Origin of the sequence: Clostridium sp. UBA7503 (genome assembly GCF_002477055.1) — a bacterium.
GTDB classification, from domain to species: domain Bacteria; phylum Bacillota; class Clostridia; order Clostridiales; family Clostridiaceae; genus Clostridium_J; species Clostridium_J sulfidigenes.
Window position 1 is genome coordinate 23,410 of record NZ_DLNT01000015.1, and the last position, 24,450, is coordinate 47,859.

Genomic DNA, 24,450 nt, shown 5'->3' on the forward strand with positions numbered 1-24,450 from the left:
GAAAATAAATATAGATTTACTATCTACATTGCTGAAGTATTACTTCTAATGAAGCTTACTTCAGCCTTACCTGAATGTAGTTGCCATATATACCAGAAAGCATAAGGAATTATTATTATACCGTTAAATATTCCCCACCCATATAATATATCTGCATTAAACCATGATGATGCATCCATTACAGCCGGGAATAAGTTAGGTAAACAAGCTCTAATTAGTACGTGAGCAGATAAGGTATATATACGAGCTGCTATATAAAGTTCAGGTTTTCTTTTAATAATTGGATATATTTCTGCTGCCAATAATATGCATATAGAGCTAGCAAAGTATTTACCAGTTTCACCATATACAAAGCATAAATTCCAAGTTGTATATAATAAATTCCAAGCTATAGTTGTATAAGCTATAAACATACTATTATCTTCATCACTTAATTTAAAGAATTTTCGTCCATTTGGGAATGGAATAGTAAAACATAATAATAATCCACAAAGCGCATTACCATAGTTTTTTAAAGTAACATCTTTTATGGTAGCTTCGGCAATATTTAAGAATAGTACCGCATAAATGAACCAAACGATCCAATCCTTTCTCATAAAATCCCAGAATTTTCCTTTATATTGTTCTTGATCAGCTACACGAAAAAATCCACCTATTATAAGTGGCAATATAGCACTGAATGTTTTTGCCCAACGAAACCAACCATTTATGCCTCCCATAAGCCAAAGTGGAAAAGTAAATAAAGATACAACCCAGAAGATAGCTGCAAATTTGTGATGTTTCCTCATATATTCAATCATGAATAAAAGTAAGATAAAATAAGTTACCATAGAAAGTACATATTTCCAAACAGGAATATTCATATTATACATCTCCTCTTTTAAATATTGTAATAAATAATCCTATACTTATATATATTACATAGTATAGTTAAACATAACTAACATAAACCTACAGTTTATGTTTTCTATTACAATCCAAATTAATAAGTTCGTGATTATAAAAGATAAAACTCTAACCCTATTGTAACTTTAGATAAACTTAAAAGAGATACCCCTTAAAGATGGTATCTCCTTTTTAGTTATATATCAAATATCTGAACACTACATTCTAGATTTTAATTTTTTTAATAATATATATTTAATTATTATATTTTGAGTTTATATCTGCTAAAATATCATCTACTATATCGTTATTTTCTTGTTCAACTACAGATTTTTCAGCATTACCACAGACTTCATTACAATTACCTATATAACTAATTTGTTTTATAATAAACCCTAGTAAAAATAAACATATTCCGTAAAATACATAAGGTGTTACTGAAATCAAATAATAATTAATCACTTCTGGTAATTGCTTGCTTGGCTCAAATCCTTGTAAGATTAAATTTGATATATGCTTATATGATGTATAGATATTAAATATTGCAAACACTCCCATAATTATTGAACATATATTTAGTATAAACGTACCTTTCGGGGTGTTCTTAACTTCTGATGCCATCATATTAACCTCCTTTTATTTAAAATTTAAATTTATTTTAATTTATCACTTAATTTAGCCCTGATTCTTAGATTTATTATTAGTCTGACTTTTAATAAATAGCAATTTTCCAGATTGCAATCCCCATATCTCATCAAGATATGTGCATACTTTTTTAGAATGAGTGACTATAATAACACATTTATTATGATTATGGGCTAATGATAATAAAATATCCATTATTTTTTCTTCTGTCTCGTTATCTAAATTACCTGTTGGTTCATCTGCAATTATTATATCTGGGTTATGTGCAATAGCTCTAGCTATTCCTATACGTTGTTGTTCACCGCCAGATAAATTTAAGATTTTTCTATTAGCTGTATCTAAATCAATTCCAACATCTTTTAATAAATTATATACATAACTATTTTTATTTTTCTCCTTTACACTACTTATATTCATGGATAATAGTATATTTTCTTTGGCTGTGGCATTCAATAGTAAATTATATCCTTGAAATATAACTCCAATATCATTTGCTCTATATAGATCCTTATCTATTGATTTTAAGTTTGTGTCTTTGTATAAAACTTCTCCCTTAGTACATGTATCAAGACCTGATATTAGAGAAAGTAATGTACTTTTTCCTGCTCCTGATTTCCCTACTATTCCATAAACTTTTCCTTTTTCGAAGTTAATATTTATATTACTAAAAACATCTTTTTTCCCATTTTCATATCTATAATTTACATCTTTTAAACTTAATAAACTCATATTATTAATTCCTTTCTGATAATATTTTTCTTGGTTCAAATCTCATTATATATAAAATTCCTATACCTATAGACACCGCTCCTAGTAACAGAGCTATTAATGTAATTCCTAAAACAGCTTCGCCACTTAAAAATACATCTAATTTTTCTATTGGCGGTGCTGAGCTTGTTGCACCCATAGCTATTGATACCATTCCTGTAGAAGCCTCTCTTTGAGCATCTAACTGACCTTGCAGAAGTATATTAGAAATAGGTTGAGCAGATAAACTACCTATGCCTAAACCTACACCTAAAGAAATTCCTATCATAAATAATGTTTCGAATATTAAACCTAAAGCTACTTTTCCTTTCTTCATACCCATAGCTCTTAAAACTCCAATTTCATATTTTCTCTCACGAATACCTAATATTGAAATTAAGATTAATATACTACCACCAAAACCTAAAACTAAAAACATAAATATATTAGAAACTTTTTTTAATCCTTCTATAGGTTTAACTATATTATTATAAGATGTAGCATCTGTAGATACTTCAAGTGTATCGCTTAATCCTTTTTTATGTGCCTCCTCATTAAAGGCATCTAATAAATCTGGATTTTTCAAATAGTATTGTGCATCCAAGTTAATTAAATCTTTATCTTTTTTCACTTTTTCATTGTATTTTTTTAAAGTATCATAGGTTGTAATAATTTCATTTTTTCTATTGATTATAGGATGTTTAAATCCCATACTATCTGATTTTGACCCATCATAATATATTCCTGAAACTGTTAATTGTAATGGATCAAAATTGTCTGGATCATCTGGATTTTGAGATTTAAAACTATCTCCAATCTTTAAATTATTTAATTTTGCAAAATCTTCACTTATCATAGCTTCGCCATCTTTTTCTGGCATTTTACCATCTGTGATTTTTCTTGTACCATTATTAAATTCTTCTATCCCTGCTTTATTAATACCACCTAAAATGTTTAAATAACCATCTTTAGCATTTTCTGATTTTTTATTTCCTCCTATTGCCATCATGCTACCTGCATTACCATATTCTTTTTTTCTTTTTTCAGCCTCATCCTGATCTAGCGCTTTAATCTTATCACTATAGCCCATAAAACTAGAACTAAATATTGTTTCTTTAAGATATTCAGAGTCAGCAAGCTTTTCTTTAAGCTCATTAGAAGGACTATCATTAAAGCTTCCCATATCACCATTTTTCATTTTTTCTTGCATTTTCTTTTCATTTTGCTGAATAAATACTTCTGAGCCAAACTTGTTTTTATAACCATTTATTATCTCATTAGAAGCTGTGTTTATTATAACTGATATAGCTGCACATGAAAGTATTGCAATCATTATAACACCAAGTAAAATATTTCGTCCTTTATTTCTTGTTAAATTTTTACATGCATTTTTTAATATATACATCCTAAACTCTCCTTTTCTAATTTTGATTGTATCCACAGTATAACAAATTGATTGTTTACTCAATGTTAACTCTACCACTAAGGATTTAATAAAAATTATATTTTATATTCAGAAAAGGCTAAATAAAAACAAGATCCTTTATTTATTTCACTATCTACAATTACAAAACCATCACAGAGATCACATACATGAGATACTAAGCTTAATCCTATTCCATAACCATCCTTATTTAATTCATTAATTCTATATTTATTATTGAATATTTTTCCAATAGAATTCTTATCCATACCAATACCCTGGTCTTCAACTGTAATAACAACTGTATTTTTTTTATTTTCAACTGATACTTTAATGGGTTTACCTTCTCCATATTTTACTGCATTATCAACTAGATTACTTATAGCACGATATATCCATCTTTCTTTGGCTAAAATTATAGTATTACTTTCATCATCAAAATCAAACTCAATATTTCTGTATGTCTTCCTATAACCATCACAAATAGAAGCGCAAATTAATGAAACATCTACTTCGGTCAAACCTTTATCAATTTTTACATCACTTAAAGTTAAAACATCATCTATGCTGTCTGAAATATTATCTATAAATTTAAGATATTCTTGATTATTATCTATTTCTAAGTTAGTCCTTAAAATTGCTATAGCATTTTTTTGTTCATGTGATAAATAGGAATTTAATCTCTTATATTCATCCAAAGTTTGATTAAATTTATCCTTTATATTTTCATATGCAATGCCAAAAGATCTACTTATCAAAGCTGGATCGAAGTCATCGTCTATATCATTAAGCTTATTAACTATATTTTCAATCTCTTTATCATGAATCTTATTTAAGGTTATCCACAACAAAATGGATGCTATTATAAAAATAGAAAAAAACATTAAAATAGTCACTGCTATATTTTCAAATCCAATACTTAAATATACTCTTCCAATTTCGCTAGCATCAGTTAATCTGTTGGATCTTAAAATTATACTATTAATAGTTTCTACATAGCCATATATATTTTCTAATGAATTTTCTCCATAGTTTATATCATTAAGAATTGCTCTATTTTCCTCCAAATTAGAACTTACAGCAAAATATTTAATATCTTTCATAGATGTGCTTTCTTCTAAATTACTAAATGAACTCCTGACACCGTAAATTCCAAAAATCAAAACTAAAGTTAAAATTAAAGAATATATAACTATAACTAACCCACTTTTTAAATTTACTCTACGCATAAAACATATCCCTTTCCTCTAATATTAACTAAAACATCTCCTCCATACACATTACTTAATTTTTTCTTAAGCCTGGCAATATGTACTCGTAATACAGATGAAAACGGATCAAAGTTCTCATCATATATATGCTCTGCAATTTCCTCACTAGATACTACTGCAGGATATTTGTAACAAATGTATTCTAGGATATCAAATTCCTTAACTGCCAATATTACTTCTTTATTATCTATATTCACAGTGCGGGTAATAGGATTAAGTTGTAATTTTCCTACATTTATAATTGGATTTGTACGACCATGAAACCTCCTTATTACAGCATGGATTCGTGCTCTTATCTCTAATAATTGAAAGGGTTTCGTTATATAGTCATCAGCTCCAGCATCTAAGCCTAAAGCCAATTCAGCTACTTTGTCTCTTGCTGTTATGATAATTACTGGAGTGTGTATTGAAGCTTTGCGTAAACACCTTAATACTTCTATTCCATCCATACCAGGAAGATTTAAGTCTAAAAGAATAACATCATATTCATTCACACTTGCTTTTTCTTCACCATCTTCTCCTGTATTTGAAATATCTACTTTAAAATTCATCTTCTCTAAGTATTTTTTCATAGAAGTAGATAATTCTATATTATCTTCTATAACTAACACTCTCATTTGCTTTCCTCCTTATTAAAACTTTTCAATCATTTTACTTTATCATATTAAATGTTTATTTAATGTTAACTAACACCACTTCACAAATAATTAAATTTTAGTTATCAAAAAATATAATGAACCAAACGACTTAATCCTGTACAAACTAATCATAGCAATACAAATAATCTGAAAGTATATGTTTGGTTCTATGAATAGTATTAACAACAAATCAATAACTAAGACATTAGATAATTATCTTCCTTCATATATGCACATATTTTATGAAAGAATTTTTAAAAACTTTACTATGATAATTATAGCAATGCTTTCTATTCAAAAATATGCTCAATTAGATTTTTCTGGGATAATTTTATTAATGAATTTAACATACTCTTCTCTCTTTTAAATATGACTATTTAGATGTATAAATCTTAATGAAATATCTTCATTAAATTATACACGTAAAAATATAATATTTCTTTTGCTAATACCATTGACTTATCTCACTAATAGTACTATACTGAGTAAGAAGCTTAAGGAAACACTTAAGAACTTAATATCGCGGGATGGAGCAGTTGGCAGCTCGTCGGGCTCATAACCCGAAGGTCGTAGGTTCAAGTCCTGCTCCCGCAACCATAAAAAGATTCTATATTTAATATAGAATCTTTTTATTTATGAGTTATTTTTTAGCCTAACTTCTTAATTTAAACTTAGTGGTATAAATGATATAATTGTAATGTTATGCATTGTAATTTAGTTTAAAAGTTGACTATGAGATTTTTAAGTATCCATTAATTCTACATTTGTATTATTCGAATTGTGGAAATTTACTATTTTTATGGAGAGTGATATATTAATGAAATTTATAGATATAGAAAGCTGGAAAAGAAAAGACCACTATAATTTTTTTAAGGGCTTTGATTACCCACATTTTAATATCTGCGGTAATGTAGATATTACAAAATTTTATAGCTATATTAAAGAAAATAAAATCCCATTTTTTATATCCTTTATCTATGTAGCTACAAAAGCAGCAAATGAAATAAAAGAATTTAGATATAGGATAAGAGAAGATAAGGTGGTTGAGCATGAATCTATAAACCCTGCTTTTACTGCAATGGGACAAGATGAAGTATTTAGTTTTTGTAGAGCAAAATTCATAAATCAGTTCAATGATTTTAAAATTAGTGCAACTGAAGAAATAGATAAAATAAAAAATAATATCATTATTGAAGATGAATCTAATTGTGATGATCTCTTATATATGACCAGTATTCCTTGGGTTTCATTTACTGGTGTAACCCACCCAATTCAGATGAATCATGTTGACAGTATTCCAAGAATAGCCTGGGGGAAATACTTTAAAGAAAATGGTAAAATTAAGTTACCACTGTCTGTTCAGGTACACCATGCCTTAGTTGATGGCTTACATGTAGGACAATATTTTAGTGTAATTCAAGATATTTTAGATAATCCTTCAAAATATTTATAAAACATGTTAAAGGAGCTTTTCAAAAGCCCCTTTAATTTCCTTACTGCAAATCCCTATAATATTTAGGATATCTATCACTTTTATTCTTATTACAGATATCTATTGCCTTTTCCTTACTAAGTGGAAGTATCCCTTCTGATTGCTTAAATACTTCCCTATTCACTTTTTGCGCAAAGCATCCAATTTTAGGCTTGCCTATATGATTTTTCATTTCAATCCATAGTTTTTTTATAGATTCTTCTTTTACATTTCCAAAGTTCATAGGCACAAAATCACATGGATATAATTCTCCCGAAGCACTTATATAGGAATGTTGATTTCCTGCTCCACAACCAAATTTAAATTCACTTTCTGTATAAGCAAAGGTACTTATCTTAGGTAAATCACTCCTTTTATTTGCGTTATGTTGCAATTTTATAAGCTTTTCTCTATCACTTTCACTATACATTACACTATTTAATTGTTTTTCTGTTAAAAGATTGCCACTTAAGATAGGTTCAAGTATCTTAACTTCATGAGCCCCATTATCCTTAGCAAATTTAAATAACTTAAATAACTCTTCCTCATCAAGATTTTCTTTCAATATAACGGTTTGTGCCATTACATATAACCCTGCTTTATTTGCATTTCTAAGAGCTTCAATAGCATAATCAAAGGCATTCTCATTATTTCTATTTTTATTATGTACATCTTTTTCATGAGAATCTAAACTTATTCCAATGCCAAATAGACCACTATCCTTTAACTTTTTTGCTTTTTCATAGCTTAGATTAAACCCACTGGTAAATAGAATAGATGTACTTCTATTATCTATACTTCTTACTATATCAAATATATCTTCACGTGCCATGGGCTCTCCTCCAGTAATTCCAATAATAGGAGTACACATTTCTTGAAGCTCCTGTATAACCTTAATCCATTGTTCCTTTGATAACTCTTCTCCTAATTGTCTACTTTTTGCACTACAATAAACACAATTATTAGGACATTTATGTGTTATACATAAATACATAGAAATAGGTGCAGTTCTCTCTGCATAGATTTGCTTTGTAAATATGTTTTTAGGCTCATGAACTGCTAGTACATTTTGTATAAAGGACTTAGATGGAAAGGGTGGTAAAAATGTACTCAGTATATACTTGTCCTCATGCTTCACTAGCTTTTCACCCTTTATAAAACTTCTCATCATTTTTATATATTTTAATAGATAAAACTGCTTATCTTCCCTTAGAATATTGTAAATGTCAAATATACTCCTTATAACATTTTTATCAATAGTCATTTGAGACATGATTTTTAAATTATTTATGCTCATACATTTCTATTCCTTTCTAAATACTCCATAGGCAAATTTATGATTTATTTCATAAGCTTCATTTTTATATTTCTCTTTCCTTATTTTTTCCACTATAAGAGGTTCAACTTCATTATAATTATTAAAGATCTTCTTAGTACCTGCCAAGGCACCAGTTATATTTAACCACTCCATAAGTTCCTCTGGATTCTTAAATCTAAAAAACACTTCACCTTCATCTATTTCTAAAACCTTAAAATTGTACTGCCTGCACCATTTAACTAAACCTTTCTTCCCCTTTGGTAAATTTAATCTTATATCCATAGGTTTAATTACTTCCTTTTCCCTCTCTCTCATCACTTCTAGAAATATTTCCTCTATCTTATCTAAAGTTCCATGAACATTTGTAATTATAGCTAATATCCCCTGGGGTTTTAAAGCACTATTAAATAGCTTAAATAATTCATGATGATTGAAATAAGAAAGTGCCCAACCAAAAAATATCACATCAAATTTTTCATTAGATTTTTTCAAAAATTCAATACCATCACTATTAATAATAGTAACCTTCTCCTTATTAACAGCGTTTAACTTCTCAAGCATTTTACTTGATTGGTCTACAGCTGTGATTTTATACTTTTCAGATTTATCTAAAAGGACCTTAGTTATATATCCTGTTCCACAAGCAAAATCTAGTATTTTCAATTCCTTATTTGGGTCTATATACTTTGAATGAATAATATTATCAGAATGTGTTCCCATTTCTTTGAGCCAATGATTATAGGTATCAGAAACTTTATCGTACTCTGCTCTATAATCTTCTTTGCTTACAACTTCTTTTTTAAAGAGTTTATAGCCAACCTTTAAGTAAAATACCATTTTATTTATCATATTTTCTCACCTACAAATATAAAATAATAGCCCTTATCATAAACCTTACTTATATGAAAATGTTCTTCAAGTAAAACCTTAATTTCATCTTTAGTTCTAAAAAACAATCTTCCGAAGAGAATAAATTCAAATACTCTTAACAGCCTGGTTCTTATATGATTTTTGTGAAAATCCATAATAACTATTTTTCCACTATCCTTTAGTATCCTACTTATTTCAGCAATGAGCTCCTCTTGTTCTTTGATATGATGAAAAACATCACTGATTATAACTGTATCTATAGAACCGCTGTGAAAGGGCGTACTTAAAGCATTACCTTTTATAACTTTAACATTACCTCTTTCCTCTACTCTTGAAAGCATCTTCTCACTTTCATCAAGGACATATACAGTGTTACAGCTATTACAAATATGATTAGCCAAAAAGCCAGTGCCTCCCCCTATATCTACAACCACTTCATCTTCATCAATACTGGCTGCATCTTCTATATCTTTAAGCTTATATAGGTTAAAAATAGCCATAAACTTATCATAATATTTATAAACCTTATCAAAATCCTTTGTATTTCCCATAGACACCCTGCCCTTCACCATGAAAAATATTAACTAAATATATTATAACATTCTTACACAAGCTATTACACAACAATTAACTTATAAGGTAATCAAAACCTTTTATTAAGACTCTGTTTAAAAAACATATCATATTTAGTTTCACAGTAAATGACTATACTATTAAGCCAGAGACGACATTTTACTATGATTATCCAAATTTTTGTCTAAAAAAAGAATGCAGTTTATAATTTCTGCATCCTTTTACTTATTTATTTTTTAAGATGTCTTAACCTCAATTATTAAAGATCGTTATATATCTCCATATTATCTATACATTCTTGAACAAGTCTATCTATATCCAGTGCACTTTCAGAATTCCTTATTAAGTCCACTCTAGGTTTTATTTTGGGATGCTTTGGTACAAATATTGTACAGCAGTCTTCGTAAGGAAGTATAGATGTTTCATAAGTTCCAATATCTCTAGCTATATCCATGATATCTATTTTATCCATGGCTATAAGAGGTCTAAACACTGGCCTATCTGCCACGTCATTGCTGACCATGAGTCCCTCCATAGTTTGACTTGCTACCTGGCCTATGCTTTCCCCGGTGGTTACAGAGTTTATATTATATTTTCCCGCTACAGCACAGGCAACTCTCATCATAAATTTTCTCATTATTATAGTAAGCTCATCTTCAGGGCATTTTTCTATTATATCCATTTGAATATTAGTGAAAGGTGCCACATAAAGATTGATTTTCCCAGTGTAGCCCCTTAGTAGTCTTGCCAAGTCCTTTACTTTCTCTTTAGCTCTTTCACTAGTGTAAGGATGGCTGTGGAAATAAATAGCATTCAATTCTACCCCACGTCTTGCCATCATATATCCAGCAACAGGAGAATCTATACCGCCAGAAAGCATGAGCATAGTACTACCATTGGTGCCATAAGGCATTCCTCCTACAGCTCTTACCCTTTTAGAATATACATAAGCCCTTTTTCTTACTTCCACATTTATTATTCTTTGTGGTTTATGAACATCTACCGTTAATCCCTCTACAGCGTTTAAGACTACAGCACCAATTTCACGACTCATCTCCATAGAATTTAAAGGAAAGGCTTTATTTGCTCGATTACTTTCAACTTTGAAGGTAGTTTCTCCAAAATCCTCAGCCTCCACAACCGCTTGGGCACTGATAGCTTCCATGGTAGGTTCTACTTCCGTAACTAAACAAACTTCAGAAACGCCAAAAACTCTTTTTACTTTTGACATTACCTCCTCCAAATCTTCACTATAGAGGAACCACCTTCCTTGATCGTTTATAAATTCATAGCTACATCCCTTAAGTACTGAATCTATATTTTTCATGAGCTTTTTTTCAAAGATTTTTCTATTTAATCCTTTTAAAAAAATTTCCGATGCGTATTTAATAAGTAATAGTTTTCTCATATTATTTTCTCCTTAAAAATTTCAAACTTTTTTCTAGTACTTCTATAGTATAATCTACTTCTTCTTTTGTATTAAACTCATTAAAGCTAAACCTTATGGTTCCCTTCGTTTCCTGGGTATTAAGGCCTATAGCTTTAAGCACATGGCTATCTCCTTGTTTCTTTGCGGAACAGGCAGAACCAGTGGAAACATATATTCCCTTTTCCTCTAAAAGATGTAGTAGCACTTCTCCTCTTACACCTATAAAGGAAACACTTAAAATATAAGGACTGAAGTAATCCTCACAAGGACTGTTTATCACTATATCTTTTATATCTCTAAGTCTTTCTATAAAGTATTCTTTAAGCTCACTTACCTTTAAATAATTAAGTTGAACATTATTATATATAATATCTGAAGACTTTACAAAGCCTATAATACCCGGTAAATTTTCTGTGCCTGATCTAAAGTTTCTCTCCTGTCCACCACCACTTATTAAAGCCTTAGGATTAAATCCTTTTTTTATGTAGGAAAAACCAACTCCCCTAGGACCATGAATTTTATGACCACTAACGGATAACAAATCTATTTGAGCTTTTTTTACATCTATTTTAAACTTTCCATAGCTTTGGACCGCATCTACATGGAACTTAACTCTAGGACTTTTTTCCTTTATTATAGTTCCTATAGCTTCTATATCCTGTACAACTCCCAGCTCATTATTAACATGGATTATGCTTACTAATCTAGTGTCACTATTTATGCTATTTTTTAGTTCTTCTAGAGATATACGCCCCTTATTATCAACCTTTAAATAAATAACCTTAGTCCCTGCTGCCTCTAATTCCCTAAAGGTATTAAGTACGCTAGGATGTTCAATTTCACTAGTTATTATGTGCGCACCTAACCCAGTAAAACCTTTTACTAAAAAATTATTGCTTTCACTACCACCAGAAGTAAATATTATTTCATCCTTGGTACAATTAATAGTCTTAGCTATTTTATCTCTTGATTCATTAAGCGCTATTTCTGCCTTAAGGCCTAAACCATGAGCGGATGAAGGATTTCCAAAATTATTTTTCATTGTATGTACCACAGCATCTATTACCTCATCATAAGGCTCAGTGGTGGCACTATTATCAAAATATACTTGCATAAAACCACTCCTAATCTATTATTCTACTTATTATATCAAATAATTCCTTAACAGCAACAAACTTTTGAAAAAAGTGTGATAGAGCATTAATTTTAGCACATTAATAGTTAGAGAAAATACCACCATAATTTTCTTAATAATAATAGCCATCAGTTTAATAAACTGATGGCTATTATTATAATTAAGTATTTGTTATTTACTTATTGCTTTAAACGCTTCTGTTTGTGATTTTATTCCTTTTTCCGCTGCAAACCTTTCAATGCTTGAAGCACCAAAGAAACCGTCAATTCCTTCTGTTTTTTCTATTACATATGCAGCATCTTCTGGCTCCGCAATAGGTCCGCCATGACAGATTACCATAATGTCAGGGTTAACTTCTCTTCCTGCTTTAATAATAGCTTCAATTCTCTCTACACAGTCATCAAGTGTAAGTGCTGTTTGTGCTCCTATTGTACCTTTTGTAGTTAATCCCATGTGTGCAACTAATATATCAGCACCAGCTTCTGCCATTACTCTTGCTTGGTCAGGGTCAAATACATAAGGAGTTGTAAGCATATCCAGTTCATGTGCTTTTCTTATCATTTCAACTTCTAAATCATAACCCATTCCAGTCTCTTCTAGGTTCTGTCTAAATACACCATCAATTAATCCTACTGTAGGGAAGTTTTGAACCCCTGCAAAACCTTGTGCTTTTAATTGTTTAAGAAAAATATCCATTACTCTGAATGGGTCAGTTCCACAAACACCAGCAAGAACTGGAGTACTTTTTACAACTGGAAGTACTTCTGCTCCCATTTCAACTACAATCTGATTAGCATCTCCATAGGATAATAATCCTGCAAGAGAACCTCTTCCTGCCATTCTGTATCTGCCTGAATTGTAAACTATAAGCATATCTGCTCCACCAGCTTCACTGAATTTTGCCGTAATACCTGTACCAGCTCCTACACCTAATAATGTTTGCCCATTTTTAACCTGTTCCTTGAACTTTGTCATAATTTCGTTTCTTGTCATTGTATTCATCAATAAAGCCTCCTTTTATTATTTAGATTTATTAATTTACTATTTTTTCATCATATCTATTAATTTTTGTGCTGCAGCTTCTGCAAACTCTACTTCATTAATGGCGCAATTCATTTCTACTACTTCTACAACATTTCTGTTTACACCATTTTTTAATATATTAAATAATACTTCATCCTCTTCTGGACCATAAAAAGGCTGACCTTCTACATCAATAGCAGATACTCCTTTTAGGGGTATGAATAAAGCTGTTTTTCCTTTAGCTAGATTTAATTTTTCAACCAGTCTCATACCAATCGCTTCATTTTCCTCTTTGTTTGTTCTCATAAGCGTTACTGAAGGATTATGTTTATATAAGTTACGTGTTATAAACTTCTCTGGAACTGTTTCATATGGTCCAAAATTACACATATCAATGGCACCTACTGATACAACCTGTGGTATTTGATTTTTGCCTGCTGCCTCTAAACGATGAGGTCCTGCATTTAAAACACCACCGATAACTTCATCTGCCCATTCTGTGGTAGTAAGGTCTAATACGCCTTCAATAAAGCCTCCATTGATAAGTGCTTCCATTGAACGTCCACCTACACCTGTTGCATGAAATACAAGAACTTCATAACCTCTCTTTTCAAGGTATTCCCTTGCAGCTGTTATACATGGAGTTGTTACGCCGAACATAGTTGCAGCAACTAATGGCCTTTCCTCTACGACTTTTGTATTTTCAAACTTAACCATACCTGCAATTGCAAATACTGCATTTGTAAAGATCCTTGTTGAAATCGAGTTAAGACCTGCAACATCCACCACAGAAGGCATCATAATAATATCGCTGGTACCTACATAAGGTTCAGTATTGCCTGAAGCAACCGTTGAAACCATAATCTTTGGAACACCTATAGGCAATGCCCTCATAGCTGGAGTTACTAATGAAGTTCCTCCAGTTCCACCAAAGGATATAATACCATCAAACTTACCCTGTTTATATAATTCAGGTAATAACTTCTCCATACCTTTTGATAATACTTCTGTTGCTAATGCCCTATCTTTTTTGGAAACTAGAGTTTCTATGTCTGAGCCTGCTGCCTTTGCAACTTCATTGTTTGATACATCTGGTTCAAAAGCTGGCTCAAATACACCGGTATGAATGGTAAAAGTACATAAACCCAAACCTTCAATTAGTTCTTTTACGTATAAGTATTCAGTGCCTTTAGTGTCAAATGTTCCTGCAATAGCGATTGTCTTCATTGCTTTAACCTCCATACATAAATTTGATTTTACCTAGTCTATACAATGCTAGATACATCAATAAGATAACGTTCTTATAGAAATTATATTCTTTATAAGTTAATCATACTTTTTTCGTCCCTTTATGTAAAAGTTGTTATGTACTATGTTTTTGTGTTTATGTCATATTTCTAAATTTATATTGTTTTGGCGAACACCCCTTATACTTTTTAAACATTTTGCTAAACTGCACATAATCTTTATAACCAACTAATGATGCTAAGTCTGACAATTGGATATTCTCTTTATTTATAATTTCTGCTGCTTTATTTACACGAAATTTAACTAGATACTCTGGAAAACTACAACCAACTTCTTTTTTAAACAAACTGCTTAAGTATCCTCTAGATACATGAGCTACTTTGGCTAAATCTAGAAATGAAATATCATTCATATAATTTTGAGCAACGTACTCTTTTACAAATTCAACATAATTATAGTGCTTTGTAATCCCATCTAACATTTTGATCATTAAATCATCTTCATCTAACTGAGTTGAAACTTTAAAAGCCTTTGTTATGTTTGTAATGAACTTCTCCGATGGAATTCTTTCAAATGTTGATCCACCTATATATCCCATTAAGTCTTCGATATTACTATACATGTACTGAACATCAATTGGTGTTTTTACAGGTCCACCATATATCAATTTAATTACCTGTGGCTTTAACTCATTACATCTATTAAATATCTGTTCCGCTTTAACCTTTGCAGCTTCCAGTGAGAAGACTTTTTTTGCTCCCAACAATCCTCCTCCTGTTAGACCTAAATGTACGCAAATGACGTCAGCACCTGCAATAATCATCTGCTCCGCCTGTAATTCATTAAATACAAAGGCAACTGTAAACATGTCTTTTTCATTAGCTATTCTTATTGCTTCTACTTCAATTAAATAATCACATCCTTCTTCTTCAAGAGCTTCACCGAACTGACTGTCTATAAGTCCAACTGTAGGATAGTTATTAATACCTGAAAAGCCCATATCCTTTATTTTATCTATGTAACTTTCCATATTCTTTAGAGGGTCCGTTGCATTGAGTCCAAATATAATAGGCATATCTTTTACCAATGGTATTATCTCTTTTGAAGCAAAGTCCATTACCATATCATTGCTATTACAAAATGGTAAATAACCTGCCAATGAGCTTCTCCCCATTTGCCGAAATCTACCCGAATTTAACACTAAAATAAAATCAGCTCCCCCCTTTTTAGCATATTTTGCCGTCATTCCTGTACCTGTTGCTACACCAATAATACGATTTCCATTCTTTATTTGTATATTGATATTCTCTAATAACTTTTTTCTTTTCATGCTTTCGAACTCCTTATTTTTTCATTAAAAAGAAACAGCCGGATCAATTTCAATGGTTAAGGCTTTTTTCCACTAACATTATTTCAATACAATAACTAAACACACCCTCTTTATTTTTTAAATAGTATATCTTATTTATTCATTTATATCTCTCCCAAATTTATATAATCCTCAATTTTTTCATATACCATCTTATCTGGATACAGAGACATGGTACTATCATCACCTATCAATTTATAATATCGAGTTGAGTAGCTAACACTAAATTTACTATTTGGTAAAACAAATCTTAATATCTCCCCATAACAATTAGGTTTTCCTCCTGAAGGTTCACCCCAAATAACACAGTTTGTCTCAAACTTGAATTCATAAGCATTAAGTAATCCTGATGAAAAAGTCTCTCTTCCTATTATTACTTTCAGATTTTCCTTATTATTAATTCTAAGATTATTTTTTATATAGTATAATAAAGGTTCTAATAATCTGGAATCCCCACCAATATTATTTCTTAAATCTATAGTGATTCTACAAATAGAATTTTTCTCTATAAAGTTTATAATCTCTGCTATTTTTGTACTAATTTTTATATTTCCCTCTTCCCTACAATAATTATACTTTATGTAAAGTTCCTCTTTATCTTCTAAATATTCATACCACAAATTCTCATTATGCCTTATTGCATATAAGGGCAATTGACTGCCTGGATATTTTAGTTCACTAATATTAACTGTTTTAACTTTAACTGTATTGTGTTCTGTTGTTATTTTTATATTATCCATAGAATCTGATATCAATAATCCATATAAAACTTCTGCAACCTGCATATACTTCATACTCTGAGCCTTAAAAAAATATTCATTTTCAAAGGATATAATTTCTGAAAGTTCATGAAGAATTTTATCCATGCTAACATCCTCAATTGCTACAACCTTATTAAATAATAAATCCTTATAAACTTCACTAGTTCTTATTATATATATTCCATCCTCAAACCAATAAAACTTAATAGGCAAATACTTATTAGCTGGAAATGCAACTGATGTATGGGCATCTCCAATTGAGGCAACTACCCTTGAAATCTCTACCTTCATCTCTTCATAATCAAGGTCACATATCATTGACTTTAATTTATCTATCCTACTATCAAACTCTTCCCTACTTATATTAAAAAATAAATTTTTATGCTTTTCTATGAGATTTTCTCTGAGAAACTCTATATCTTCTAACCATTTTTCTTCCCACTGGCTTTTCACAATATTACGCTCACCTCTTTATTTATGTCCCTTTAGTAAACAATTCCTAAATTAATCATGTTACTAAGACTTTAACATAAAATCTAATGCTTAAATAGTTATATTTAAAAATATGATTCCTATATTAGATCATATTATTTATCCATTGTTTAAGTATACTTAATCCCGCTTTCAAAATAGGAAAACCCCTGAAACTCGCATGGCTACAACAAATAGTTAAATAGCTAAATAGGTTCATATATTTATAGTTTAATAGTTCTGTATATAAATAGTTTAATAAAAAACAAACTCCAGTTTAAGTTTATTACTAAAACTGGAGCTTTAATTTTTTTGCTATTCTAAATTAAGTTTATTCTTCATGATGTAGTTAGTTATACAGAATAAGATCGCGAAGAAAATTAAACAAACTATAATTGCACAAAGTATTGCATAGTGTGAAGATAGATAAATAAAACTATTACTTGCAACTAATATAGTCATAACTATTCCTATTATTGATTGTTGAGCAATGCTTAGTATCATAAATCCAGCAAATCCTCCTAATAATTTTTTTGATTTAAACAACTGACCTATAGAAAGAGATGCATAAAGCATCATAATTTGATGAGCTAAAGATACAATTCCAAAAATCACAAATTCTATTATAACGAAAGTATTTAATCCAATTTCAGGATAAATATTTTTAAATTCTCTAATTATTTCTTTTAATGCCCCTGGTTCGTAGGCCATTACAAATATAGATATTGCAGCTATGAATCCACTTATTATAGTCCATACCATAGATACTACTAATTTATTAACTATATTATGTGAACTTTTTACGGGGATGGTATTCATTAAATATCCTTCATCTCCAAATAAGTTTTTATAAAATCTTTGTACAGTTATAAAAAGTGTTCCAACAAAAACTGCCACCATGGTTACGAAATATCCTATCATCGTTATAACCGCAGGAATTCCCCCTAAGAAATCCATATTTACTTCAGCCATGTTAGTTCCAATAAATATTTTATTGATAATTGAAAATCCTAGTAATGCTCCATAAAGAGGTAGCATTATTCTGCCTGTAGCCTTAAATTCATATTTCATTAATTTTCTTAGCATCTAAATACCTCCCTAAATAGCTCATCTACTGTCTTTCCGCTCTCTTCTCTTATTTCATCTACACTTTTTTGTAGCATAATTTCTCCATTAGATATAAAAACAACATCATCGAGAACTTTCTCTATATCTGCTATTAGATGAGTTGAAATTACTACAGTTGCATTTTCGTTATAATTGCTTATTATAGTGTTTAAAATATAATCTCTTGCTGCTGGGTCTACCCCCGCAATGGGCTCATCTAAAAAGTATAGCTCTGCTTGCCTACTCATAACTAAAATAAGTTGAACCTTTTCTTTTGTTCCTTTTGATAAGGTCTTAAGCTTAACATTTGATTCAATATTTAACTTGCTTAGCATATCATAGGCTCTCTTTTCATCAAAATCCTCATAGAAGTCTTTGAAAAAATTTATAATATCAGATACCTTCATCCAATCATTAAGATAGGTTCTTTCAGGGAGGTAAGAAACTATTTTTTGAGTTTCTATGCCCTGAGGAAGTCCCGCTATCTTTACTTCTCCCGACGTTGGCTTTAACAACCCATTAGCTAGCTTTATTAAAGTTGTTTTACCACTACCATTAGGACCTAAAAGTCCGACTATTTTACCTTTTTCTAAAGTTAAATTAATACCTTTAAGTGCTTCCTTATTATCATATTTTTTAACTAATTCCTTACATTCAAAAATTGGTTCACCCATTACTTCATCTCCTTTGCCACTTTCCCTATAAATTCCATGATATCCTCATTACTAAGACCTAAACTTTTCATACTCTTAAGAAAATTTACTGCTTGGTCTTTAGCTATATCCAGTTTAATCTCTTTTATCATATCTATATCCTCCGTAATAAATCTTCCACTAGTCCTTTGACTATAAACAAACCCTGACCGTTCTAACTCTGCTAAAGCCTTTTGTATAGTATTAGGATTAACTGATGCCTCTTCAGCAAGCTCTCTTACAGTTGGAAACTTTTGTCCTGGCCTGTATTCTCCTGAAATTATCTTTAGTTTTATTTGCTCAATTAATTGAATATATATAGGCCTTTGGTCCTTAAATTCCCATGCCATATAATCACCTCTCTTGTATTATTGTATCGTTGTACTAACCCATTAATACAATAATACAATTTGCAATTGTTCTTGTCAATACCTATTTCCATAAAAATCAAAAAAATTCATTGGAAGTCTAATTTCCCAATGAATTTTAATTCTTACTTTTATAATATAGCAATTTAAATAGTTTCAATTTCAACTTTTATTGCTGTAGCGCCTTCTAGTTGAATCCATTTTAAATTTGCCTTGAATTCTGTAGTAACCTTATGTAAATTACATATATTTTCTATAACATAAGCTCCTTTATTTTCAACATATTTATCTATTGCTACGTGATCTTTTCCATGTTGTATTCCACTTAGATCAATGCCTATTAATTTTACATTACAGTCTAATAATCTATCTATAAGCTCATTAGTTAAATATGGACTAGTCTTAGAATTAAAATATTCATCACTTCCATATCCATATATTTCTAAGTAACCCGTTCTAAATATTACAAAGGAATCTGCTTTAATTGATAAGTTTTCTAATATGCTAACGTCTATAATATCTATTTTCCTAGCATCTATTACCTTAACATCTATCTGTGATGGTAATTCTATATTGGATAGATTGTAGCAATCTATATGAGTTCCTATATGTTGCCTTTGATGTGCCGGCTGTGAATCTCCCCACTTTAATATTTCTACCGGAATACTAAAATCTGTTAAGTGTAAATTCATATTACATTTCTCCTTCCGTTTCTATTAGTTCATCTAAATAACTATTAAATTTAATCAAGAAATTAGTTACAATCTTTTCTTCCTTCTTATCTATATTTTTGAAAAATATCCTATTTCTTAATTCCCATTGCTTATGCTTTATTTCATGATATTTATATAACTCTTCACCTAACTCCGTTAGTTTGAAATATATCTCCTTATCATTATTAGGATTTTTATATTTATCAATAAGATTACTATTTAGAAGCCTTTTAGTTATCTTACTAATAGCACCTCTTGTCATATTCATACTTTGGGATATTTTAGTAACATTGGGATTTTCTATTTTCCCTATTATATCTATACAGTGTATTTCTGAAATCCCATAATTTTCATATTCACCACCCAAAGCCAGCTTACCTAAAATCTCTTCCTTTTCATATATTTCTTTAAAGCTTTTCATAATAATATTAATATTATCTACTTTAAACACCTCCATATTGTTTCCTTGTAAACAATATTATCATCTTTTTGTTTCCATGTCAACATTTTTGTATAAGTACTAATTTACTATTACAATTCCATTATTAATACAATTTGATAAAAGAAGCCATAAGAAGAATTCTTCTTATGGCTTCTTTTAGGTCATTTTATATGATTTAGTAAAACCTCATCTAATTAAAGTCTATACTCCTTATTAATTTTGATGATTCTCTTTCTTTAATATTTAAAACATTTATTCATATTCCTTAGTCTGTTTTACTAATTTAAGATTATATTTTTCTCTTATTATATTTTCTATTTCAAGAGCTATTTCAGGATTTTCTTTTAGATATAACTTAGAATTTTCTCTGCCTTGACCAAGTCTAGCATCTTTATAAGAAAACCAAGCTCCACTTTTTTCAACTATATCTTCCTTAACTGCTATATCGATAAGTGCACCTTCCTTTGAAATTCCTTCATTGTACATTATATCGAATTCAGCTAGTTTGAAAGGCGGAGCAACCTTATTTTTGGTTACTTTTATCCTTGTTCTACTTCCAAGAATATCTTCACCTACTTTTATAATATCTGTTTTCCTTATATCAAGCCTAACTGATGAATAAAACTTCAGTGCTCTTCCACCTGTTGTTGTTTCAGGATTACCAAACATAATACCTATTTTTTCTCTTAGTTGGTTTATAAATATAACAACACATTTAGATTTATTGATTGATCCAGTTAGTTTTCTTAAGGCTTGTGACATTAACCTTGCCTGCAATCCTATATGAGAATCCCCCATGTCACCTTCTATTTCAGCTCTTGGAACAAGGGCAGCAACAGAGTCAACCACAAGGACATCTAAAGCATTTGATCTTACAAGCGCTTCAGCTATCTCCAGGCCTTGTTCTCCAGTATCTGGTTGAGAAATAATCAGATCATCAGTATTAACACCAAGTTTTTTTGCATAGGACGGATCCAAAGCATGTTCAGCATCTATATACGCCGCTGCACCACCACTTTTTTGAGCTTCTGCCACTATATGTAGTGCTACTGTTGTTTTACCAGAAGATTCTGGTCCATATATCTCCACTATTCTACCCTTTGGAACTCCTCCAACGCCAAGGGCTATATCTAAAGTAAGACATCCTGTTGGGATAGCTTCTATATCCATTGTTGAGGTTCCTCCAAGCTTCATTACGGAACCTTTCCCAAATTGTTTTTCTATATGGTTCATAACTGTTTCTATGGCCATACTTCTATCATTACTTATATTCATTTTTATCAACTACCTTTTCAAAAGCCATTATTGCTTAAATTATGTCTCACTTTTTTTAACTTCTGCTGAGTAAAACAACCCTCTTTACCATACACTTCTATTATAATCATATTTAGTAGTCATTTTCATTAATTAATCTAGCAACTTTTCTATTTATTACTTCAAAAGTTGTGTTTAATTTGAATGCCAATTCTGTAAACAATATACTTTGAACATAAGTTAAAAGTTTGATATCTTGCTGATGAAATTTCCTTCCTTCTGCTTCAATCTTAAGCTTTTTCCTCATTAAAGTACTTATTACTTTAGAGATTTCTTTACGATCTCCATTCTTTACAACCTTAGAATATACTTGGTTTCTTTCAGCATTGGCTTCTATCCAATCTACACCTGGTTCCCTGAAGGATTCTAAGAGTTCTTCTGCCTCTTGTTTATTTACAAGCTGTAACATGGCTACCTTATCACTCTCAACTGGGACGCTTATACTTAATGAACTATCGTCCACTGGGTGCAATTTATAATAATTCCTTTTTTTACCACCTATTTTTTGTTCACATATGTCATCTACACGGCAAATTCCATGGGCCGAATAAATTATTAATTCTCCAATATTAAACATTTCAATTTCTCCCTTGTTGTACTTTGTCAACTAAGTTGACTAGTTTCATTGTACATTAAATTTAACAAATTGTCAATTAAATTGACAATTCTTAATGAATTATGTATATTATTTGTATATTATTTTAGTAAAGATAATGATTGGAGTGAAGCCATTGAATTCTGAATTACAAAATTTACATTTAATTGATTTAATAAGTGAGCGTCACGTTCTACTTCGTAAAATATGTGAAAAATCATGGAATGATAGTAATGATATACATATTTCAAACTCTGAATGGTATATCATGGCAAGGATATATAATAAAAAGACAACTCTATCTTACGTTACAAAACATGTTGATATCTCTAGACAGGCAACTCATAAATTTGTAAAAAATCTTGAAGCAAAGGGCTTAATTGAAATTACAAATTCAACAAACAATAATAGAGATAAATGTTTGCAGTTGACTCCCTTAGGTGAAGAATGTTATGAGATAAATTTATCTCAAAAGGCAGCCATAGAGCAAACACTATGTGAGAAAATTGGAACTGATAAAGTAGAAATACTTAAAGATATGTTAAAACTAGAATGGGACATATAGCCAATAAAATAGCCTTATGTCTCTGCTAATGTGTTTCTATTATATCTTTAGAATCATAAGGCTATGCAATGACTCTATATTTATCAACAACTATTGATTATTTTGCATCTTTTGCTTTTGCAAGTTTTGCTGCTGCTCTCTTTTCTGCAAGTAATATTTTTTTCTCTTCCTTTGCAGCTTTTTCAAGTATTTCTTTTTCCTGTTTTTCTTCATTTCTTTTCTCTTCTAGTTTAGCTTTTGACTTCTCTTGCTTTATATGCAATTTTTCTAATATACTATTCTGAACTTCCTCATTTACTGCTTCTAGAAACATTTTAAATGCTTCTGGATATACAAAAGCTTTTACTCCAAGGTTATCTTGAAATTTCACTAATATCTTATCGCCCTCTACCTCCGTTATAACTCCTGATCCGAATTTAATATGATTAACTTGCTCATTTTTTATATTCATTTTTGACCGTCTCCTCTCTAATTTTAAACTAGTGTTTTAATGATTTTTACTTTCAGCCATTCTTCTTTCATGCTATTTTTCCTTTTAAAATATCATTACCTATAGCATAAACCAACGACTCATAGCTTTGTAAGAAACCTTATTATAAAAAAACTCAAAACCACCTTCAGATGGTCTTGAGTTTTCATACACACTGACAATATAATAATATCATTTTTACTTTTACTTGTCAAACTAACTTACCCATATGGTTACATAAGTATAAAAATTATCCAATATAATCTACTAATTGTTATATAATCCCATTTTCTTATTAATAAAGTTCTCACAAGAACGCATAGCTAGAATTGTTTCTTCAAATAATTTATCCAATTCCCAACCAAGAACTTCTGCTCCTTGTTTGATTACATCCCTTGAACATCCAGCAGCAAATTTCTTATCTTTGAACTTTTTCTTTAGGCTTGAAAGTTCCATATCCATAACACTTTTAGATGGACGCATTCTTGCAGACGCACCAATTAATCCTGTAAGTTCATCTACTGCAAATAATACTTTTTCCATCTGATGCTCTGGTTTCGGTTATTCTTCTGCACAAAGTCCATATCCATGACTAGCTACTGCTCTTATTAATCTTTCATCAAGACCAAGGTTTCTCATGATTTCTTGAGTTTTGGTACAATGTTGTTCTGGATACATTTCAAAATCTAAATTATGAAGTAATCCAACTCTAGACCAAAACTCTGATTCATCTTCATATCCAAGTTTCTTTGCAAAGTAATTCATAACACCTTCTACTGTTAACGCATGCTGAATATGAAATCCTTCTTTATTATATTTAGTAAGTAGTTCCAACGCTTTCTCTCTTTTTATCATCATAATATCCTCCTATAAAAACTTTATTAATATTATTATATTTTAAGAATATT

General features: G+C 30.2%; 25 protein-coding genes, 1 tRNA gene and 1 pseudogene. 3 read left to right on the forward strand and 24 right to left on the reverse strand.

The window, feature by feature from the left end:
• Positions 1–23 precede the first annotated feature (23 nt).
• The 6 genes from B3630_RS03615 to B3630_RS03640 all read right to left on the reverse strand — a co-directional run bounded on the left by B3630_RS03615 (position 24) and on the right by B3630_RS03640 (position 5,588).
• Positions 24–863: a hypothetical protein gene (locus B3630_RS03615; RefSeq protein WP_346895599.1), complete on the reverse strand. Its 840-nt coding sequence runs from the start codon at positions 861–863 to the stop codon at positions 24–26.
• A gap of 277 nt (positions 864–1,140) precedes the next feature.
• Complete coding sequence (locus B3630_RS03620) at positions 1,141–1,509, reverse strand: hypothetical protein (protein ID WP_346895601.1); 369 nt, start codon at positions 1,507–1,509, stop codon at positions 1,141–1,143.
• Positions 1,510–1,560: 51 nt separating this feature from the next.
• Positions 1,561–2,259: an ABC transporter ATP-binding protein gene (locus B3630_RS03625; protein ID WP_346895603.1), complete on the reverse strand. Its 699-nt coding sequence runs from the start codon at positions 2,257–2,259 to the stop codon at positions 1,561–1,563.
• 4 nt (positions 2,260–2,263) lie between these two features.
• Positions 2,264–3,682 carry an ABC transporter permease gene (locus B3630_RS03630; protein ID WP_346895605.1) on the reverse strand — a complete coding sequence of 473 codons (1,419 nt, stop codon included), beginning with the start codon at positions 3,680–3,682 and terminating at the stop codon, positions 2,264–2,266.
• Between the two features lie 95 nt (positions 3,683–3,777).
• On the reverse strand, positions 3,778–4,929 hold the full coding sequence (locus B3630_RS03635; protein ID WP_346895607.1) for a HAMP domain-containing sensor histidine kinase: 1,152 nt from the start codon (positions 4,927–4,929) through the stop codon (positions 3,778–3,780).
• Positions 4,917–5,588: a response regulator transcription factor gene (locus B3630_RS03640; protein WP_346895609.1), complete on the reverse strand. Its 672-nt coding sequence runs from the start codon at positions 5,586–5,588 to the stop codon at positions 4,917–4,919. The genes B3630_RS03635 and B3630_RS03640 overlap by 13 nt, the downstream gene beginning before the upstream one ends.
• Before the next feature lie 542 nt (positions 5,589–6,130).
• Here B3630_RS03640 and B3630_RS03645 point away from each other — a divergent pair.
• Positions 6,131–6,206, forward strand: a tRNA-Met gene (locus B3630_RS03645).
• A gap of 220 nt (positions 6,207–6,426) precedes the next feature.
• Positions 6,427–7,062, forward strand: a complete 636-nt coding sequence (locus B3630_RS03650; RefSeq protein ID WP_346895611.1) for a chloramphenicol acetyltransferase — start codon at positions 6,427–6,429, stop codon at positions 7,060–7,062.
• A 40-nt stretch (positions 7,063–7,102) separates the two neighbouring features.
• Here B3630_RS03650 and B3630_RS03655 read toward each other — a convergent pair whose 3' ends face one another.
• The 16 genes from B3630_RS03655 to B3630_RS03730 all read right to left on the reverse strand — a co-directional run bounded on the left by B3630_RS03655 (position 7,103) and on the right by B3630_RS03730 (position 22,490).
• Positions 7,103–8,377, reverse strand: a complete 1,275-nt coding sequence (locus tag B3630_RS03655) for a radical SAM protein (RefSeq protein WP_346895613.1) — start codon at positions 8,375–8,377, stop codon at positions 7,103–7,105.
• Positions 8,378–8,383: 6 nt separating this feature from the next.
• Positions 8,384–9,247, reverse strand: coding sequence for a methyltransferase domain-containing protein (locus B3630_RS03660; RefSeq protein ID WP_346895615.1), 864 nt, complete (start codon positions 9,245–9,247; stop codon positions 8,384–8,386).
• Positions 9,244–9,819, reverse strand: a complete 576-nt coding sequence (locus B3630_RS03665) for a class I SAM-dependent methyltransferase (protein ID WP_346895617.1) — start codon at positions 9,817–9,819, stop codon at positions 9,244–9,246. Before B3630_RS03665 ends, B3630_RS03660 begins: the two co-directional genes overlap by 4 nt.
• A 281-nt stretch (positions 9,820–10,100) precedes the next feature.
• Entirely contained in the window at positions 10,101–11,249 is a 1,149-nt protein-coding gene (gene thiI, locus B3630_RS03670) for a tRNA uracil 4-sulfurtransferase ThiI (RefSeq protein WP_346895619.1), read from the reverse strand.
• A 1-nt stretch (position 11,250) separates the two neighbouring features.
• Positions 11,251–12,384 carry a cysteine desulfurase family protein gene (locus B3630_RS03675; RefSeq protein ID WP_346895621.1) on the reverse strand — a complete coding sequence of 378 codons (1,134 nt, stop codon included), beginning with the start codon at positions 12,382–12,384 and terminating at the stop codon, positions 11,251–11,253.
• A gap of 192 nt (positions 12,385–12,576) precedes the next feature.
• Complete coding sequence (locus B3630_RS03680; protein WP_346895623.1) at positions 12,577–13,407, reverse strand: phosphoenolpyruvate hydrolase family protein; 831 nt, start codon at positions 13,405–13,407, stop codon at positions 12,577–12,579.
• A 39-nt stretch (positions 13,408–13,446) separates the two neighbouring features.
• Complete coding sequence (locus tag B3630_RS03685; RefSeq protein ID WP_346895625.1) at positions 13,447–14,655, reverse strand: Tm-1-like ATP-binding domain-containing protein; 1,209 nt, start codon at positions 14,653–14,655, stop codon at positions 13,447–13,449.
• Between the two features lie 157 nt (positions 14,656–14,812).
• Positions 14,813–16,006 (reverse strand): phosphoenolpyruvate hydrolase family protein, encoded by a 1,194-nt coding sequence (locus B3630_RS03690; protein WP_346895627.1) that lies wholly within the window; start codon positions 16,004–16,006, stop codon positions 14,813–14,815.
• Between the two features lie 143 nt (positions 16,007–16,149).
• A complete protein-coding gene (locus B3630_RS03695) occupies positions 16,150–17,259 on the reverse strand; it encodes a peptidase S41 (RefSeq protein WP_346895629.1) in 1,110 nt (369 codons plus the stop codon).
• A gap of 333 nt (positions 17,260–17,592) precedes the next feature.
• Entirely contained in the window at positions 17,593–18,363 is a 771-nt protein-coding gene (locus B3630_RS03700; RefSeq protein WP_346895631.1) for an ABC transporter permease, read from the reverse strand.
• Entirely contained in the window at positions 18,357–19,058 is a 702-nt protein-coding gene (locus B3630_RS03705) for an ABC transporter ATP-binding protein (RefSeq protein WP_346895633.1), read from the reverse strand. Before B3630_RS03705 ends, B3630_RS03700 begins: the two co-directional genes overlap by 7 nt.
• A complete protein-coding gene (locus B3630_RS03710; RefSeq protein WP_346895635.1) occupies positions 19,058–19,426 on the reverse strand; it encodes a GntR family transcriptional regulator in 369 nt (122 codons plus the stop codon). Before B3630_RS03710 ends, B3630_RS03705 begins: the two co-directional genes overlap by 1 nt.
• Positions 19,427–19,590: 164 nt before the next feature.
• Complete coding sequence (locus tag B3630_RS03715) at positions 19,591–20,136, reverse strand: cyclase family protein (protein ID WP_346895637.1); 546 nt, start codon at positions 20,134–20,136, stop codon at positions 19,591–19,593.
• 1 nt (position 20,137) lies between these two features.
• Entirely contained in the window at positions 20,138–20,608 is a 471-nt protein-coding gene (locus tag B3630_RS03720; protein ID WP_346895673.1) for a MarR family transcriptional regulator, read from the reverse strand.
• Positions 20,609–20,851: 243 nt separating this feature from the next.
• Positions 20,852–21,874 (reverse strand): recombinase RecA, encoded by a 1,023-nt coding sequence (gene recA, locus B3630_RS03725; protein WP_346895639.1) that lies wholly within the window; start codon positions 21,872–21,874, stop codon positions 20,852–20,854.
• A gap of 112 nt (positions 21,875–21,986) precedes the next feature.
• A complete protein-coding gene (locus B3630_RS03730; protein ID WP_346895641.1) occupies positions 21,987–22,490 on the reverse strand; it encodes a CarD family transcriptional regulator in 504 nt (167 codons plus the stop codon).
• 154 nt (positions 22,491–22,644) lie between these two features.
• On the opposite strand from B3630_RS03730, the gene B3630_RS03735 reads away from it, so the two are divergent.
• Entirely contained in the window at positions 22,645–23,073 is a 429-nt protein-coding gene (locus tag B3630_RS03735; protein WP_346895643.1) for a MarR family winged helix-turn-helix transcriptional regulator, read from the forward strand.
• Positions 23,074–23,170: 97 nt separating this feature from the next.
• On the opposite strand, the gene B3630_RS03740 is transcribed toward B3630_RS03735, so the two are convergent.
• Positions 23,171–23,524 carry a hypothetical protein gene (locus tag B3630_RS03740; RefSeq protein ID WP_346895645.1) on the reverse strand — a complete coding sequence of 118 codons (354 nt, stop codon included), beginning with the start codon at positions 23,522–23,524 and terminating at the stop codon, positions 23,171–23,173.
• Positions 23,525–23,809: 285 nt separating this feature from the next.
• Positions 23,810–24,397 (reverse strand): annotated as a pseudogene (locus B3630_RS03745) (hydrolase).
• Between the last annotated feature and the right edge of the window lie 53 nt (positions 24,398–24,450).

Coding starts and splice junctions, on each gene's coding strand:
- B3630_RS03615 (WP_346895599.1), bottom strand. CDS start 863: ATGAATATTCCTGTTTGGAAATATGTACTTTCTATGGTAACTTATTTT.
- B3630_RS03625 (WP_346895603.1), bottom strand. CDS start 2,259: ATGAGTTTATTAAGTTTAAAAGATGTAAATTATAGATATGAAAATGGG.
- B3630_RS03730 (WP_346895641.1), bottom strand. CDS start 22,490: ATGTTTAATATTGGAGAATTAATAATTTATTCGGCCCATGGAATTTGC.
- B3630_RS03740 (WP_346895645.1), bottom strand. CDS start 23,524: ATGAATATAAAAAATGAGCAAGTTAATCATATTAAATTCGGATCAGGA.
- B3630_RS03665 (WP_346895617.1), bottom strand. CDS start 9,819: ATGGGAAATACAAAGGATTTTGATAAGGTTTATAAATATTATGATAAG.
- B3630_RS03700 (WP_346895631.1), bottom strand. CDS start 18,363: ATGCTAAGAAAATTAATGAAATATGAATTTAAGGCTACAGGCAGAATA.
- B3630_RS03640 (WP_346895609.1), bottom strand. CDS start 5,588: ATGAGAGTGTTAGTTATAGAAGATAATATAGAATTATCTACTTCTATG.
- B3630_RS03620 (WP_346895601.1), bottom strand. CDS start 1,509: ATGATGGCATCAGAAGTTAAGAACACCCCGAAAGGTACGTTTATACTA.
- B3630_RS03635 (WP_346895607.1), bottom strand. CDS start 4,929: ATGCGTAGAGTAAATTTAAAAAGTGGGTTAGTTATAGTTATATATTCT.
- B3630_RS03675 (WP_346895621.1), bottom strand. CDS start 12,384: ATGCAAGTATATTTTGATAATAGTGCCACCACTGAGCCTTATGATGAG.
- B3630_RS03680 (WP_346895623.1), bottom strand. CDS start 13,407: ATGAATACAATGACAAGAAACGAAATTATGACAAAGTTCAAGGAACAG.
- B3630_RS03715 (WP_346895637.1), bottom strand. CDS start 20,136: ATGAATTTACACTTAACAGATTTTAGTATTCCGGTAGAAATATTAAAG.
- B3630_RS03690 (WP_346895627.1), bottom strand. CDS start 16,006: ATGAAAAGAAAAAAGTTATTAGAGAATATCAATATACAAATAAAGAAT.
- B3630_RS03630 (WP_346895605.1), bottom strand. CDS start 3,682: ATGTATATATTAAAAAATGCATGTAAAAATTTAACAAGAAATAAAGGA.
- B3630_RS03660 (WP_346895615.1), bottom strand. CDS start 9,247: ATGATAAATAAAATGGTATTTTACTTAAAGGTTGGCTATAAACTCTTT.
- thiI (WP_346895619.1), bottom strand. CDS start 11,249: ATGAGAAAACTATTACTTATTAAATACGCATCGGAAATTTTTTTAAAA.
- B3630_RS03655 (WP_346895613.1), bottom strand. CDS start 8,377: ATGAGCATAAATAATTTAAAAATCATGTCTCAAATGACTATTGATAAA.
- B3630_RS03685 (WP_346895625.1), bottom strand. CDS start 14,655: ATGAAGACAATCGCTATTGCAGGAACATTTGACACTAAAGGCACTGAA.
- recA (WP_346895639.1), bottom strand. CDS start 21,874: ATGAATATAAGTAATGATAGAAGTATGGCCATAGAAACAGTTATGAAC.
- B3630_RS03650 (WP_346895611.1), top strand. CDS start 6,427: ATGAAATTTATAGATATAGAAAGCTGGAAAAGAAAAGACCACTATAAT.
- B3630_RS03710 (WP_346895635.1), bottom strand. CDS start 19,426: ATGGCATGGGAATTTAAGGACCAAAGGCCTATATATATTCAATTAATT.
- B3630_RS03705 (WP_346895633.1), bottom strand. CDS start 19,058: ATGGGTGAACCAATTTTTGAATGTAAGGAATTAGTTAAAAAATATGAT.